Source organism: Polaromonas sp., assembly GCF_031411155.1.
Taxonomy (GTDB): Bacteria; Pseudomonadota; Gammaproteobacteria; order Burkholderiales; family Burkholderiaceae_C; genus Polaromonas.
Window position 1 is genome coordinate 1 of sequence record NZ_JANOAL010000040.1, and the last position, 14,209, is coordinate 14,209.

Consider the following 14,209-nt stretch of genomic DNA (forward strand, 5'->3'; position numbering starts at 1 on the left):
CGCGTGTGATGGCGATGCAGGCCAAGTCTGAAATGGCCGATGCCGCCGTGCCGGTCGAAGCCGGTAAAAGCACGGTGCTGGTGAATGTCAGCGGCTCGGTGCAGATGAGGTAATGGCGCAGTTCCCGGGCGTTGTCCCGGGTCTGGGCGGCCAGGCGCCGCCCGCTGAAAGCGCTGTTGGCTGACAGGCCTGAGAGCGGGCGACGCTTATGCTTTGCGCATGACATTTTCTGATGCACTGACGCAGCAGGCCGCGCGCCACGGGCCTTTGTTCGTGGTGATGAATGCGGGTTCGGGCCACCACAATGCCGGTGATGAACAGCAGGTCATCGCCGATGTATTCAAGCAGGCAGGGCGTGAATTTGAGTTTTTGCCGATTGAGGATCCGGCGCGCATCGGCGCTGTTGCCCGGCGCGCGGTAGCGCTGGCCAAGGCGCGCGGCGGCGTGGTCGTGGCCGCGGGCGGCGACGGCACCATCAATGCCGTGGCAAGCGTCGTGCTGGGCAGTGGCTGCCCCTTTGGCGTCATACCGCAAGGTACCTTCAACTACTTTGGCCGTTCCCACGCGATACCGCAGGAGGCCGGGGCGGCCGCGGCCGCGCTGCTCGGTGCCAGCATCGCGCCGGTGCAGGTGGGCCAGCTCAATGACCGGTTTTTCCTGGTCAATGCCAGCGTCGGCCTGTACCCCGAACTGCTGGAAAACCGCGAGGCCTGGAAGCAGCAGTTTGGGCGCAGTCGCCTGGTGGCCTTTGTCTCCGGCATCGCCACGCTGTTTCAGGCGCGCCGGCAGCTGCAGCTGCATATCGAGGCCGCGGGCAAGCGGGCTGACTTGCCGGTCACGCTTCGCACCCCCACACTGTTCGTCGGCAACAACCACCTGCAACTGGCGCGGGTGGGAATCGAAGAAAAAGATGCCGATGCGGTGGAGCAGGGCCAGCTGGCCGGCATTGTGGTGCGGCCCATCGGCACGCCGGCACTTTTCGGCTTGTTGTTGCGCGGCCTGCTCGGGCGCCTGGGCGATGCGGAAAACATCGACAGCTTTTCGTTTCGGCGCCTGACCGTGACGCCCAGAGGGCTCAGGCGCATCAAGGTTGCCACCGACGGCGAGATCGCATGGATGCAGACGCCGCTGGTTTTTCAGGTGGCCCCGGAGCCCTTGCTGCTGCTGGTGCCGGCACCTGCCGACAGGGCCGACGTGGCATGAGCTGCCTGCTGCACATCTCGGACCCGCATTTCGGCACGCAGCAGCGGGACGTGCTGCAGGCGCTGGTCGACCTGGCCCGACAGCACCAGCCTGTGGTGCTGGTGCTGTCGGGCGACATCACCCAGCGCGCGTACCTTTCGCAATTCCGGCAGGCGCGGGCGTTTTGTGATCGGCTGGAGATTCCCGGCCTGCTGTCGCTGCCGGGCAACCATGACATTTCCCTGTTCAATCCGTACCAGCGGCTGTTCAATCCCTATGGCAATTACCTGAAGGTTTTCGGCCCCCTGGTGGAAACGGTCGTGACCACACCCTGGCTGCAGGTGATTGGCGTCAAGACCACGCGACGCTGGCGCCACAAAAACGGCGAGGTTGGCGCGGAGCAAATTGAGCGCGTGGTCAGGCAGCTGCAAACGGCAGGGCCGCAGCAATTGCGCGTGGTGGTGGTGCACCAGCCGGTGTGGGTGCCGCGTGCTGAAGACGAGCATGACCGCCTGCGCAACTGGGAGCCGGCGGTGCGCGCCTGGGCCAGCGCCGGCGCCGACATCGTGATGGGCGGCCACATCCACCTGCCTTACGTCTGCGACCTGTCGGTACCGGTGCCGGGCCTGGGCCGGCGCCTGTGGTGCGTGCAGGCCGGCACCGCGCTGTCGTCACGGGTGCGCCGGGAGGCGCCCAACTCGGTCAACATGCTGCGCTACGCCGCGGCCGGACAGCCGCCGGCCTGCCAGTTCCAACGCTGGGATTTCTCGGCGGCTAGCCGGCAATTCGGGGTGGTGAGCGCCACCGAGCTGCTGCTGGACCGGCCTCAGCGCTGATTCGGCCGCGCCAGCGCACGCACCGGACCTGCCGGGGCCGCCTGCCGGCGCGCCACCAGCTTCTCGCGCAGATGGTCGTAAGTCCAGTTAAAGACAAAGGTATAGGGCAGAAAGAACAGCACGATACCCAGGTCCAGCACAAAAGCCTGCCACAGGCTGATGCCCAGCCACCAGGCAGCCAGCGGCACCACCGACAGCAGCAGGCCGATTTCAAACAGCGTGGCATGCAGCGCGCGCGCCCACAGGTTGCGCTCGAAGCCGATGTGGCGCTGGGCCCGGTCAAACAGGGCGTTGAACACCATGTTCCAGCTCATCGCCAGCAGCGAAATCATCAAGGTCAGCAGGCCTATGTGGGCCAACGAATGGCCGAGCAGCCAGGCGCCCAGCGGGGCGCAGATGGCGATCGCCAGCAACTCGAAGCCGAGGGCGTGGAAAAAGCGTTCCTTGACGGATTTTTGAAGACTCATGGTGTGGGCGGGTGATCGGTGATGAGCTATTGTCATCGTTATCGTCAATCGAATAAAATCAATAACCATCTAAAAAATCGATAAAAAGAGCCCGTGCGCCATTCCCCTGAAGCCCTGTCCGCCTTTGCCGAGGCCGCCACCCTGGGTTCGTTTTCCGCCGCCGCTCGCAAACTCGGCAAAAGCCAGTCGACGGTCAGCAGCGCGATTGCCAACCTGGAGATTGAGCTGGGCCTGCTGCTGTTTGACCGCGGCAGCCGCAAACCCGCGCTGACCGAACATGGCCGGGTGGTGCTGGGCCGGGTGCAGGAGATTCTGGCCGCCAGCGACCGGCTGGACCGCGCCGCCAGTCAGCTCGGCGGCGGGCTGGAGGCCAGGCTCAGCGTGGTCTGGTCAGACACCTACCAGTCCGACCATTTCGAGGACATGTTGACGGCCTTTGAGCAGCGCTTTCCCGAGCTGGAATTTGAATGCCTGATTGCCGAGCACGGCGACCTGGTGTCGCTGGTGCAGTCGGGCCGCGCCCAGATTGGCGTGGTCGGCGCGCAAAGCCTTTATCCGCCCGATATTGGCTCAGCCACGATTGCCGAGCAGTCCGAAATCACGCTGTTTGTGGCCAGCGGCCATGCCTTGGCCGGCATGACAGACCTTACCCCCGAGCTGCTGGCCAATTTTCGCGAGCTGCGGCTGGACACCTACCTGGCGCGCGCCGGCGGGGCCGCGTCGGCTGCCAGGTCGTCGCCGCGGGTCTGGTCGGCCACCAGCTACCTGATGCTGCTGGAAATGGCGGTGCTGGGCTTTGGCTGGGCCGCGATTCCGCGCTGGATGGTGGCGCGCTTTGGCGCCGGCAGGCTGCAGGAACTCAACGCACGCGGCTGGCCGCGGCGCGTGCCGGTCGATGCGGTCTGGTCGCGCCAGCGCCCGTTGGGCCGCGCCGGCACCTGGCTGCTGCAGCAGATGCTGGCCGCGCCAGTGACTTGAAAAATGGATTAAATCTGGCTCTAGCCCAAGCAAAACAAGCGTATCATGCTATCTATTTAATAGCAAAGCTAGAACCGGTATTTCAGCCCGACCGAGGTCGAACTGACGCCGTCGCGGCTGCCGCCCGGAAACTTCAGGTCATGCTCGTCCCACTGCAGCACCGCCGACCAGTTCGGGGTGAACGCGTATTCGGCGCCCACGCCGTAAGACAGGCCAAAGCCGGTTTCACGGCCCGCCACGATGCCGGAAGCCGGCACCGATGAGACTTTGGTGCGGCCATAGGTGGTTCCGACCTTGCCCAGCAGGCTGAACGAAGAGTTCAGCGGCAAGCGGCCGACCAGGCTCAGGTTGATGCCCTCGGCCTTGGTGCTGCCACCGGCGCGGTTGATGCGGCCAAAGTTGCTGTAGCCCAGTTCCACGCCGAAGTTGTTGTTGAAGTAGCCGCCGCCATACAGGCTGTAACTGGTGTCCCGCTGGTCAAAGGCGAAGCCGCCCGCGCCGCTGCCCAGCGAGTAGCTGGACTTGCCGACATTGAAGCCAAGATAGGTGGAATTGGGCACATACCAGGACGAGCCGCTGGCATTCAAGCCGCTGCCGCTGCTTTGGGCCAGGGCCTGGGCCGCCCCCAGCAGCGTGGCCACGGCCAGCACAGCGGCAGAAAATGTCCGAATCAAGGATCGCATGCTGCCTCCTTCAATGGATGATTGGTTTTTGCCCGGGTTTTGAATCAGTTTACGTCAGCTGCGGCCCGCCTGCCTGTCTGCTTGAAAAACATCAATGACTGTCGTAAAAAAGGAAATATTCGTAACGCGGGGCAAAGCAAAAAGCAGCTGCTACAGTCAGCAGATGCAGCTCATCACCCACCTGCCTGGCAGCCGCGCCCTGGTCCTCGATTCCCCGCACAGCGGGACGGTTTACCCGCCCGATTTCGGCTACGCCTGCGGCCTGCCGACCTTGCGCCGCGCCGAAGACACGCATGTCGAAAAGCTCTACGACTTTGCCCCGGCGCTGGGGGCGCACTGGGTCGAAGCGCATTTTCCGCGCAGCTACCTCGATGCCAACCGCAACACCACCGAGATGGATGTGACGCTGCTGGACGCGCCCTGGCCCGGGCCGGTGGAGACCGACCCGAAAATTTTGTCCAAGGTGCGTCTGGGCAAGGGCCTGATCTGGCGCGAGACCGACGACGGCGATGCCATCTACAACCGCAAGCTCGGCGTGGCAGAGGTGCAGGCGCGCATAGAACGCTGCTGGCGGCCCTACCATGCGGCCGTGGCCCAGGCCATAGACGCCGCGCACCGCCAGCACGGCTACAGCCTGCACCTCAATTGCCATTCGATGCCGGCCGTGGCGTCCAGCCACGCGACGGATTTTCCGGGTGAAAAGCATGCCGACTTTGTGGTCGGTGACCGCGACGGCAGCACCGCCAGCCCGGCCCTGTCGGCGCTGGTGTGCCAGCATTTGCGCGCGCTGGGCTACGACGTGGCCTATAACCACCCCTACAAGGGCGTGGAACTGGTGCGCCGCTACAGCCGGCCGGCCGCGCAGCGCCACAGCATCCAGCTTGAAATCAACCGCAAGCTCTACATGAACGAAGCCACGCTGGAGATCACGCCGGGCTTCGAGCCGCTCAAGGCGCATCTGCGCTCGCTGGTGGAACTGCTGCTGGCCACCGATCCGCGCCGGCTCTGAGCACCATGATCACTTTTTTCAACGACCTGCACCAGGCGCACGCGCCCGAGTTTGAGTTCTTCCGCGGCGAGCGCGTGCCGTGCTTTGAAACCCCGGCGCGCGCCGAGTACGTCAAAACCCGCCTGAGCGCGCGCGGCCACGCACTGCGCGCGCCCGACACCGACAGCCGCGCCGTGCTGGCCAAGGTGCATGCGCCGCGTTATCTGGCGTTTCTGGAGCAGGCCTGGCGCGACTGGACGCTGCTCGAAGCCGGCAACGCCCAGCGCCAGCCTTTTCCCTCGGTCTGGCCGGTGCGCAGCCTGCGCAGCGATATCGAGCCGGTCAACTTCATTGCCCGGCTCGGGCTGTATTCGATGGACAACGGCTCGCCGCTGGCGGCCGGCACCTGGGCGGCGGCCAAGGCCGGTGCTGATGCCGCGGCCAGCGCGGCGGCCTTGCTGGCCGGTGGTCACGGCAATGAGCGCGGGGCGTTTTGCTGCAGCCGCCCGCCCGGCCACCACGCCGGTCCCGACTTCATGGGCGGCTATTGTTTCTTGAACAACGCCGCCGTGGCGGCCCAGACCCTGCGCGACGGCGGTGCCGCCCGCGTGGCCGTGCTCGATGTCGACTACCACCACGGCAACGGCACGCAAAGCATTTTTTACGGGCGCGCCGACGTGCTGTTCGTCAGCCTGCACGGTGACCCGCTGACCGAATACCCGTTTTACCTCGGTCATGCCGACGAGACCGGCGCCGGGGAGGGCGCGGGCTTTAACCTGAACCTGCCGCTGCCCGCCGGTTGCAGCACCGCGCGCTGGTTCGAGGCGCTGGAGCAGGCCTGCAGCCGTATTGCCGCCTACCGCAGCGACGCGCTGGTGCTGTCGCTGGGGCTGGACACCTTTGCCGAAGACCCGATCTCCAAATTCGCGCTGCAGAGCAGCGACTTCAGCCGCCTCGGCGAACGGCTGGGCGCGCTGGGTCTGCCCACGGTGTTTGTGCTGGAGGGCGGTTATGCCGCTGCCGCGCTGGGCACCAACGCGGTCAATGTGATCGAAGGTTTTGAGGGCGTCTGAATGGAGCAGGTCGATTGCGTGGTGATTGGCGCGGGCGTGGTGGGTCTGGCGGTGGCGCGGGCGCTGGCGTTGCAGGGACGCGAGGTGATGGTGCTGGAGGCCGAAAGCGCCATCGGCACCGGCACCAGCTCGCGCAACAGCGAGGTGATTCACGCCGGTATCTACTACGCGCCGGGCTCGCTCAAGGCCAGGCTGTGCGTGCAGGGCAAAAACCTGCTGTACGCCTACTGCGCCGAACGCGGCATTGGCCACAGCCGCTGCGGCAAGCTGATCGTGGCAACCGATGCGGCGCAAGTGGCGCAACTGCAGGCCATCATCGACCAGGCGGCTGCCAATGGCGTGCACGATCTGCTGCTGCTGAGCCGCGAGCAGGCCAGGGCGCTGGAGCCGCAACTCGAATGCGTGGCGGCCGTGCATTCGCCCAGCACCGGCATTGTGGACAGCCACGGCCTGATGCTGGCCTTGCAGGGTGAGCTCGAGCATACGGGTGGCCTGGTGGTGCTGAATTCGCCGCTAGCCCAGGCGGAATGTGCGCAGTCGGCTATTATTTTGATAGCGAAAGACGGCACGCAGCTGCAGGCCAAAAGCGTGGTCAACGCCGCCGGCCTGCAGGCCCAGGCGCTGGCCCGGCGCTTTGCGGGGCTGGCCGCGCAGCATGTGCCGCCCAGCCACTATGCCAAGGGCAGTTACTTTGCGCTGGCGGGCCGCTCGCCATTTGCCAGCCTGATTTACCCGGTGCCCGAAGCCGCCGGGCTGGGCGTTCACCTGACGATTGACCTGGGCGGCCAGGCCAAGTTTGGCCCCGATGTGCAGTGGGTCGAGGCGCCCGATGACCTGGTGGTGGACCCGGCGCGTGGCGACGGCTTTTATGCCGAGGTGCGCAAGTACTGGCCTGGCCTGCAGGACGGTGCGCTGATTCCGGCCTACGCCGGCATTCGCCCCAAAATCCAGGCTCAAGGCGAGCCGGCCAAAGACTTTCTGATTCAGGGCCCGGCCCAGCATGGCGTGCCGGGCCTGGTCAACCTGTTTGGCATCGAGTCGCCCGGGTTGACCAGCGCGCTGGCGATTGGCGATTACGTCAGCCGGCTGCTTTAAAACCGGCAAATTCCACCGCTTATTGCGCGGCCCAGCCGCCATCCATGTTCCAGGCCACGCCGCGCACATTGTTGCCTGCCGGCGAGCAGAAAAACACCGCCAGCTCGCCCAGCTCTTGCGGCGTGGTGAATTGCAGCGACGGCTCTTTTTCACCCAGCAGTTGCGCGGTCGCCGCTTCATTGGAGATGCTGCCTGCGGCGGCCTTGGCATCGACCTGTTTTTGCACCAGTGGCGTCAGCACCCAGCCGGGGCAAATCGCGTTGCAGGTTACGCCGTTGGTGGCGTTTTCCAGCGCGGTGACCTTGGTCAGGCCGACGAGGCCGTGCTTGGCCGCCACATAGGCGGATTTCTCGGCCGAGCCGACCAGGCCGTGCACCGAAGCCAGGTTGATGATGCGGCCCCAGCCCTTGCCGCCATTGGCGGCCTGCATCGCGGGCAGGGCCAGGCGGGTGGCATGAAACGCGCTGCTCAGGTTGATGGCAATTACCGCGTCCCATTTTTCAATCGGGAAGTTTTCGATTCTGGCCACATGCTGGATGCCGGCGTTGTTGACCAGGATATCGACCTGGCCAAACTGGGCAGCCGCGTACTTCATCATGTCTTCGATCTCGGCCGGTCGGCTCATGTCGGCGCCGTGGTAGGCCACTTTCACGCCCAGTGCCTCGACCTCGGCCCGGGGGCCGTCCACATCGCCAAAACCGTTGAGCACGATGTTGGCGCCTTGCGCCGCCAGCGCCTTGGCAATGCCCAGTCCGATACCGCTGGTGGAGCCGGTGACGAGGGCTGTTTTACCTTTGAGCATGAGGATTCTCCGGATGAATTACGATGGTTGATATGCGCCGCGAACCGTGCGGCTGAAAACGTTTGCCGAGCCATTATCCAGCCTGTCAAAGCCAGACCCTTGCCACCCTCTTTTACCCGTGAAGCCGATTGCCCGCCCATGACCGAACCCAGCCTGAACTACGTCACCTGCCCCCAAGCCAAGGGCAGCCACCGCATGGCCTACTGGCAGTGGGGCAACCCCGAAAGCCGCCATGTGGTGGTGTGCGTGCATGGCCTGTCGCGCCAGGGGCGCGACTTTGACGTGCTGGCGCAGGCGCTGCGCGACCGGGCCGCACAACAGGCCGGCGGGGCGGTCGGGGCGGGCGGCATTCGGGTCATCTGCCCCGATGTGGTCGGCCGCGGCGAGAGCGACTGGCTGCAAGACCCCATGGGCTACCAGTTGCCCACTTATGCGGCCGACATGCTGGCATTGATCGACCAGCTGCAGGCGCAGTCGCCGATCACCGCGCTGGACTGGGTGGGCACCAGCATGGGCGGGCTGATCGGCATCGCGCTGTGGGGCCAGCCGGAGTTGCCCCCGCCGGCGAGCGGGGCGGCGCGACCCGCCTTGCGCCGGCTGGTGCTGAACGACGTCGGGCCGGTGCTGCACTGGCCGGCCATTGTGCGCATCGGCACCTATCTGGGCCAGGCCGGGCATTTTGGCGGGGTGCAGGAGGCGGCCGATGCGATGTGGGCGATTTCCTCCAGCTTTGGCCCGCACACGGCGGCGCAGTGGCTGGCGCTGTCGCGCCCCATGCTGCGGCCCGTCAGCAGCGCGCCCGACAGTCCGCTGCGCCTGCATTACGACCCGGCCATGGCCGTGCCCTTCAAACAGGCGACCGAAGCCTCGACCCTTGAGGGCGAGGCCGTGCTTTGGCAACTCTATGACCATATCAAGGCGCCTACGCTGCTGATGCGCGGCCAGTTGTCCGATTTGCTGACGCCGCAAACCGCCCACGCCATGACAGAACGCGGGCCGCGCGCGAAGCTGGTGGAGTTTGCGGGCGTGGGCCACGCGCCTACGCTGGTGACTGACGACCAGGTCGCGGCGGTAGCGGGTTTTCTGCTGGATTAGGGGTGACCTGAGCGACCTATACGACATAAGCGACATAAGCGACATAAGCGACATAAGCGATACAAGGGACGGATTTCATGAAAAGCAATGCGCGCGGGCCGGGTGGCCCGCCAGGCTCTCAGGGCGCCGCATCGGGCAGCGCCCAGGGAGCGAACGCCTCCATCGTGACGGCGACCGCCGCCAGCCTGCCAGACCAGCCACATGCGCTGGCTCGGGCGCGCGCCTTTGCCGAGCCACTGATCGCCTGCGAAACACTGGACACGGGCGAAAACATTCTGGCCCACGCCGATGCCGTGGCGGCAATTCTCAAGCTGATTGGCGGCTCGGAGGCGATGCAGGCCGCCACCTACCTGGTGCATTGCTGCCAGCATTTAACCAAGCCGCAGGAAGTCATTACCAAGGCCTTCGGCGCCAACTATGCCGCGCTGGCCATGGAAACCACCAAGCTGGTCAGCGTGCAGCGCCAGGCGCGCAGCGCCAATGCCAAGGCGCAGTTGCTGGACGACCCGGCCGCGCAGACCGAGAACGTGCGCAAGATGCTGCTGGCCTTTTCGCGCGACTTGCGCGTGGTCATGCTGCGCCTGGCCTCGCGCCTGCAAACCCTTCGCCATTACGCCGCGACCCGGCAGGCCGCCCCGCCGGCGCTGGCGCACGAGTCGCTGCATGTGTTTGCGCCGCTGGCCAACCGGCTGGGCATCTGGCAGATCAAATGGGAAATGGAAGACCTGGCCTGTCGCTTTCTGGAGCCCGACACCTACAAGCAGATTGCCCAGCTGCTGCATGAAAAACGCATAGAGCGCGAGGGCTTCATGGAGGCCCTGCGGGCGCAACTGCAGCGCGAGCTCAACCAGAACCACATCGCTGCGCTGGTGCAGGGCCGGCCCAAGCACATCTACAGCATCGTCAAGAAAATGCGCGGCAAGTCGCTCGACTTCGACCAGGTGTTTGACATCCGCGCCCTGCGCGTGATTGCCGCCGATGTCAAGGGCTGCTATGCGGCCCTGGGGTATGTGCATTCGCACTTCAGCCTGGTGGAGGGCGAGTTTGACGACTACATCGCCAAGCCCAAAAGCAATGGCTACCAGTCCTTGCACACCGTGGTGCGCGATGAAGCCGGCCGGGCGGTCGAAATCCAGATTCGCACCCAGGCCATGCACGACCATGCCGAGCATGGTGTCGCTGCGCACTGGGCTTATAAAGAGGCGGGCGCCAAAGGCTACGGCGGCGTGTCGGCCAACAGCGAATACGACGCGAAAATTGCCGTGCTGCGGCAACTGCTGGCCTGGGAGCGCGACCTGTCCGGCCCGGCGGCGGCGCGCGCGCGTGAGGCCAACAAGGGCCTGTTCGAAGACCGCATCTATGTGCTGACGCCTGACGCCGCCATTGTCGAGCTGCCCCAGGGTGCCACCACGGTGGACTTTGCCTACAGCGTGCACACCAGCCTGGGCCATCGCTGCCGCGGCGCGCGGATTGACGGGGTGATGGTGCCGCTCAACACGCCGCTGCAAAACGGCCAGACGGTGGAGGTGATCACCGTCAAGGAGGGCGGGCCGTCGCGCGACTGGCTCAACCCCGAGCTGGGCTTTCTGGCCAGCCACCGGGCCAAGTCCAAGGTGCGTGCCTGGTTCAATGCCCAGGTCATGGCGCAGACCGTGGCCAAGGGCCGGGAAGCGGTTGAAAAGCTGCTGCAGCGCGAAGGCAAGACCGCCATGAAGCTGGACGACCTGGCACTGCAGCTGGGCTTCAAGGCGGCCGACGATTTGTTCGAGGTGGTGGGCAAGGACGAGCTGTCGCTGCGCACCATTGAAAACATGCTCAGGCCGCCCGAGCCGGTGCTGTCGCAGGACGACTATGTGCTGGCCAAAAAAACGCGCCAGCCCGAGCGCTCGGGCCAAAACGGCAAGGGCAGCAAGGGCAGCGTGCTGGTGGTGGGCATAGATTCCTTGCTGACCCAGCTGGCCAAGTGCTGCAAGCCCGCGCCGCCCGACGAGATTCTTGGCTTTGTCACCAAGGGCAAGGGCGTGAGCATTCACCGCAGCGACTGCAGCAATTTTCGCAACATGGCCAGCGGCAGCCCGGATCGTGTGATCGAGGTCGAATGGAGTTCGCCCAAAACACCCGACGGCTCGATCTATCCGGTCGATGTGGCGGTGGAGGCGGCCGACCGGCAAGGCTTGCTGCGCGATATTTCCGAGGTGTTCGCCAAGGAAAAAATGAACGTGATTGGCGTGCAGACACAGTCGGTCAAGGACAACCGGGGCGGCACGGCGTGGATGACTTTCACGGTGGAGGTGGCGCAGTCGAGCCGGCTCAAACAGGTGTTGGGCATTGTGGCCGATGTGCCCGGCGTGCGCTCGGCGCGACGGCGCTGATCAGGCCACCCGTGCGCGCGGGCGGTTGCCGTCATCAAACTTTGACGCGCATATTTTTTGACAATTTTTGCGGACCGGGAAAGACAGGCGTTTTGCGCTGCTACAATAGCTGCTTCGAACAGATTTAGGCGCGTAGCTCAGCTGGTTAGAGCACCACCTTGACATGGTGGGGGTCGTTGGTTCGAGTCCAATCGCGCCTACCAATTCCCGTAAACGGTTCCTGTTGCAGAGTGTTGCCCTTGTGGTGAACTTTGACCACGCAGGGTAAACCAAGGGGATTGTGTATATCCAAATTTCCTAGAATGTATCGAGTCCCGGTGCCGCGTCAATGCGTTGGCGCAGGCGGTCATTCACAGGAACCTTCAGTGCAAAAAAGCAAATCCAGCAGTCTCAAATCCGGCGCGCCCCAGCCTCAGGAAGGCGCGGCCACGGATGCAGCCGGCGCAAAAGCCGCCGCGGGCAAGGCCGCGCCCCTTCGGGTCATCAAAAAGTATCCGAACCGCCGGCTTTACGACACGGAAACCTCGACTTACATCACGCTGGCTGAAGTGCGCCAGCTGGTAATGGACAGCGCGCTGTTTGTGGTGCGCGACGCCAAAAGCAATGAAGACCTGACGCGCAGCATTTTGCTGCAGATCATTCTCGAGGAAGAGGCCGGCGTGGCGCCCATGTTTACCGAAGCGGTGCTGGCCAACATCATCCGGTTTTACGGCAACGCGATGCAGGGTTTCATGGGTGCCTATCTCGAAAAAAACGTCCAGAGCTTCATGGACCTGCAGGTCAAGATGGCCGAGCAGTCCAAAGGTCTGAGTCCTGAAATGTGGGCCCAGTTCATGAATGCAAAGTCCCCCATGATGCAGGGCATGATGGGCAATTATGTCGAGCAGTCCAAAACGGTCTTTACGCAAATGCAGGAGCAGATGCAACAGCAAAGTGAGCAGATGCTGGCGGCGCTCGGGCTCAAGCGCTGAAGATGGCCTTGCCCGCCTGATGGCCTCTGTTGCGGGTCATTCGGCGGGTTTCACCACCCACCCGGCCTGCTCTGAGACAATAGGGGTTATGAGCGAAGTTCTTTCCCCGACCCCATCCCCCCGTCACAAGCTGGCGCCGCGCGTGGGTTTTGTCAGCCTGGGCTGCCCCAAGGCCCTGACCGATTCCGAGTTGATCCTGACCCAGCTCAGTGCCGAGGGCTACCAGACTTCAAAAACCTTTGAGGGCGCGGACCTGGTAATCGTCAACACCTGCGGCTTCATTGACGATGCCGTCAAGGAAAGCCTGGACACCATTGGCGAGGCCCTGGCCGAAAACGGCCGGGTCATCGTTACCGGCTGTCTGGGTGCCAAGGCCGGCGAGGGCGGCGGCAACCTGGTGCGCCAGATGCACCCCAGCGTGCTGGCAGTGACCGGCCCGCATGCCACGCAGGAAGTCATGGATGCGGTGCACCTGAACCTGCCCAAGCCACACGACCCGTTTCTGGACCTGGTGCCCAACGCGTTCGGCATCGCCGGCATCAAGCTGACGCCACGGCATTACGCCTACCTCAAGATCAGCGAAGGCTGCAACCATCGCTGCACGTTTTGCATCATTCCCTCGATGCGCGGCGACCTGGTGTCGCGGCCGATTGGCGACGTGCTGAACGAAGCGCGGGCCCTGTTTGAAGGCGGCGTGAAAGAGCTGCTGGTGATCAGCCAGGACACTTCGGCCTACGGCGTGGACGTGAAATACCGCACCGGCTTCTGGGACGGCAAGCCGGTCAAGACCCGCATGCTGGAACTGGTGCAGGCGCTCGGTGAAATCGCCGAGCCCTTTGGTGCCTGGGTGCGCCTGCACTATGTCTACCCGTATCCGAGCGTGGACGAGGTGCTGCCGCTGATGGCGACCGGCAAGGTATTGCCCTACCTGGACGTGCCCTTGCAGCACAGCCACCCCGATGTGCTCAAGCGCATGAAGCGCCCGGCCAGCGGCGAGAAAAACCTGGAGCGCATTGCGCGCTGGCGCGAGATTTGCCCCGAGATCGTGATTCGCAGCACCTTTATTGCCGGCTTTCCGGGTGAGACCGAGGCCGAGTTCGAGCACCTCTTGGGTTTCATGCGTGAAGCCAATATCGACCGCGCCGGCTGCTTTGCCTACAGCGCGGTGGAGGGCGCGACCGCCAACGACATCCCCGGCATGCTGCCGCTTGAAGTTCGCGAGGAGCGGCGAGCCCGCTTCATGGCGGTGGCCGAGGCGGTGTCCAGCCAGAAACTGCAGCAGCGCGTGGGCGCCACCATGCAGGTGCTGGTGGATTCGGCGCCGGCGCTGGGGCGCAAGGGCGGCACTGGCCGCTCTTATGCCGATGCGCCCGAGATTGATGGCGTGGTCAAGCTGCTGCCCCCCGAGAAAATCAGCAAGACGCTGAAGGTGGGCGAGTTCACGCGTGCCCGCATTGTCGGCACCCAGGGTCACGACCTGGTGGCCGTGCCGTTCTGATTGTTGAGAGCAAAAATCAGGGTGGGAAACAAAAAAAGCCACTGGGGACAGTGGCTTTGATTTTGATTGACTGCGGCTGTTTGACCAGCTGCTTGGGTAATTTTGGTGCCCGGGAGAGAACTCGAATCTCCACATCTTGCGATACACGGACCTGAACCGTGCGCGTCTA

13 protein-coding genes, 1 tRNA gene and 1 pseudogene are annotated in these 14,209 nt (G+C 64.4%); 12 read left to right on the forward strand and 3 right to left on the reverse strand.

The features are described from left to right. The 3 genes and pseudogenes from RMO23_RS01985 to RMO23_RS01995 all read left to right on the forward strand — a co-directional run. A pseudogene (locus RMO23_RS01985) lies at positions 1–113 on the forward strand (SIMPL domain-containing protein); the annotation flags it as partial. 106 nt (positions 114–219) lie between these two features. Beyond that, the gene (locus RMO23_RS01990) at positions 220–1,203 is read left to right on the forward strand and encodes a diacylglycerol kinase family protein (protein ID WP_309678423.1); all 984 of its coding nucleotides are present in this window, start codon (positions 220–222) and stop codon (positions 1,201–1,203) included. Continuing rightward, a complete protein-coding gene (locus tag RMO23_RS01995; protein ID WP_309678424.1) occupies positions 1,200–2,018 on the forward strand; it encodes a metallophosphoesterase in 819 nt (272 codons plus the stop codon). Before RMO23_RS01990 ends, RMO23_RS01995 begins: the two co-directional genes overlap by 4 nt. On the opposite strand, the gene RMO23_RS02000 is transcribed toward RMO23_RS01995, so the two are convergent. Beyond that, positions 2,009–2,485, reverse strand: coding sequence for a multidrug/biocide efflux PACE transporter (locus tag RMO23_RS02000; protein ID WP_309678425.1), 477 nt, complete (start codon positions 2,483–2,485; stop codon positions 2,009–2,011). The genes RMO23_RS01995 and RMO23_RS02000 overlap by 10 nt on opposite strands. A 93-nt stretch (positions 2,486–2,578) precedes the next feature. Between RMO23_RS02000 and RMO23_RS02005 the strand changes: the two genes are divergently transcribed. Then, the gene (locus tag RMO23_RS02005; protein ID WP_309678426.1) at positions 2,579–3,463 is read left to right on the forward strand and encodes a LysR family transcriptional regulator; all 885 of its coding nucleotides are present in this window, start codon (positions 2,579–2,581) and stop codon (positions 3,461–3,463) included. A gap of 68 nt (positions 3,464–3,531) precedes the next feature. Here RMO23_RS02005 and RMO23_RS02010 read toward each other — a convergent pair whose 3' ends face one another. Beyond that, entirely contained in the window at positions 3,532–4,146 is a 615-nt protein-coding gene (locus RMO23_RS02010; protein WP_309678427.1) for an outer membrane beta-barrel protein, read from the reverse strand. A 163-nt stretch (positions 4,147–4,309) separates the two neighbouring features. Here RMO23_RS02010 and RMO23_RS02015 point away from each other — a divergent pair, with 163 nt between their 5' ends. Genes RMO23_RS02015 through RMO23_RS02025 form a run of 3 tightly spaced genes read left to right on the forward strand, consistent with a single transcriptional unit; the run spans position 4,310 to position 7,302 of the window. Beyond that, positions 4,310–5,155: an N-formylglutamate amidohydrolase gene (locus RMO23_RS02015; protein ID WP_309678428.1), complete on the forward strand. Its 846-nt coding sequence runs from the start codon at positions 4,310–4,312 to the stop codon at positions 5,153–5,155. A 5-nt stretch (positions 5,156–5,160) separates the two neighbouring features. Then, the gene (locus tag RMO23_RS02020) at positions 5,161–6,207 is read left to right on the forward strand and encodes a histone deacetylase family protein (RefSeq protein WP_309678429.1); all 1,047 of its coding nucleotides are present in this window, start codon (positions 5,161–5,163) and stop codon (positions 6,205–6,207) included. Beyond that, positions 6,208–7,302, forward strand: a complete 1,095-nt coding sequence (locus RMO23_RS02025; RefSeq protein WP_309678430.1) for an NAD(P)/FAD-dependent oxidoreductase — start codon at positions 6,208–6,210, stop codon at positions 7,300–7,302. A 19-nt stretch (positions 7,303–7,321) separates the two neighbouring features. Here the strand turns inward: RMO23_RS02025 and RMO23_RS02030 are convergent, their stop codons facing one another. Then, positions 7,322–8,104 (reverse strand): 3-hydroxybutyrate dehydrogenase, encoded by a 783-nt coding sequence (locus RMO23_RS02030; protein WP_309678431.1) that lies wholly within the window; start codon positions 8,102–8,104, stop codon positions 7,322–7,324. Between the two features lie 138 nt (positions 8,105–8,242). Between RMO23_RS02030 and RMO23_RS02035 the strand changes: the two genes are divergently transcribed. From RMO23_RS02035 to rimO, 5 genes are all read left to right on the forward strand, one after another. After that, positions 8,243–9,199 carry an alpha/beta hydrolase gene (locus tag RMO23_RS02035; RefSeq protein WP_309678432.1) on the forward strand — a complete coding sequence of 319 codons (957 nt, stop codon included), beginning with the start codon at positions 8,243–8,245 and terminating at the stop codon, positions 9,197–9,199. Positions 9,200–9,276: 77 nt separating this feature from the next. Beyond that, the gene (locus RMO23_RS02040) at positions 9,277–11,571 is read left to right on the forward strand and encodes a bifunctional (p)ppGpp synthetase/guanosine-3',5'-bis(diphosphate) 3'-pyrophosphohydrolase (RefSeq protein ID WP_309678433.1); all 2,295 of its coding nucleotides are present in this window, start codon (positions 9,277–9,279) and stop codon (positions 11,569–11,571) included. Positions 11,572–11,697: 126 nt separating this feature from the next. Next, a tRNA-Val gene (locus RMO23_RS02045) sits at positions 11,698–11,774 on the forward strand. A 162-nt stretch (positions 11,775–11,936) separates the two neighbouring features. Next, entirely contained in the window at positions 11,937–12,542 is a 606-nt protein-coding gene (phaR, locus tag RMO23_RS02050; RefSeq protein ID WP_405041550.1) for a polyhydroxyalkanoate synthesis repressor PhaR, read from the forward strand. Between the two features lie 88 nt (positions 12,543–12,630). Beyond that, positions 12,631–14,040: a 30S ribosomal protein S12 methylthiotransferase RimO gene (rimO, locus tag RMO23_RS02055; RefSeq protein WP_309678434.1), complete on the forward strand. Its 1,410-nt coding sequence runs from the start codon at positions 12,631–12,633 to the stop codon at positions 14,038–14,040. The last annotated feature ends 169 nt before the right edge of the window (positions 14,041–14,209 follow it).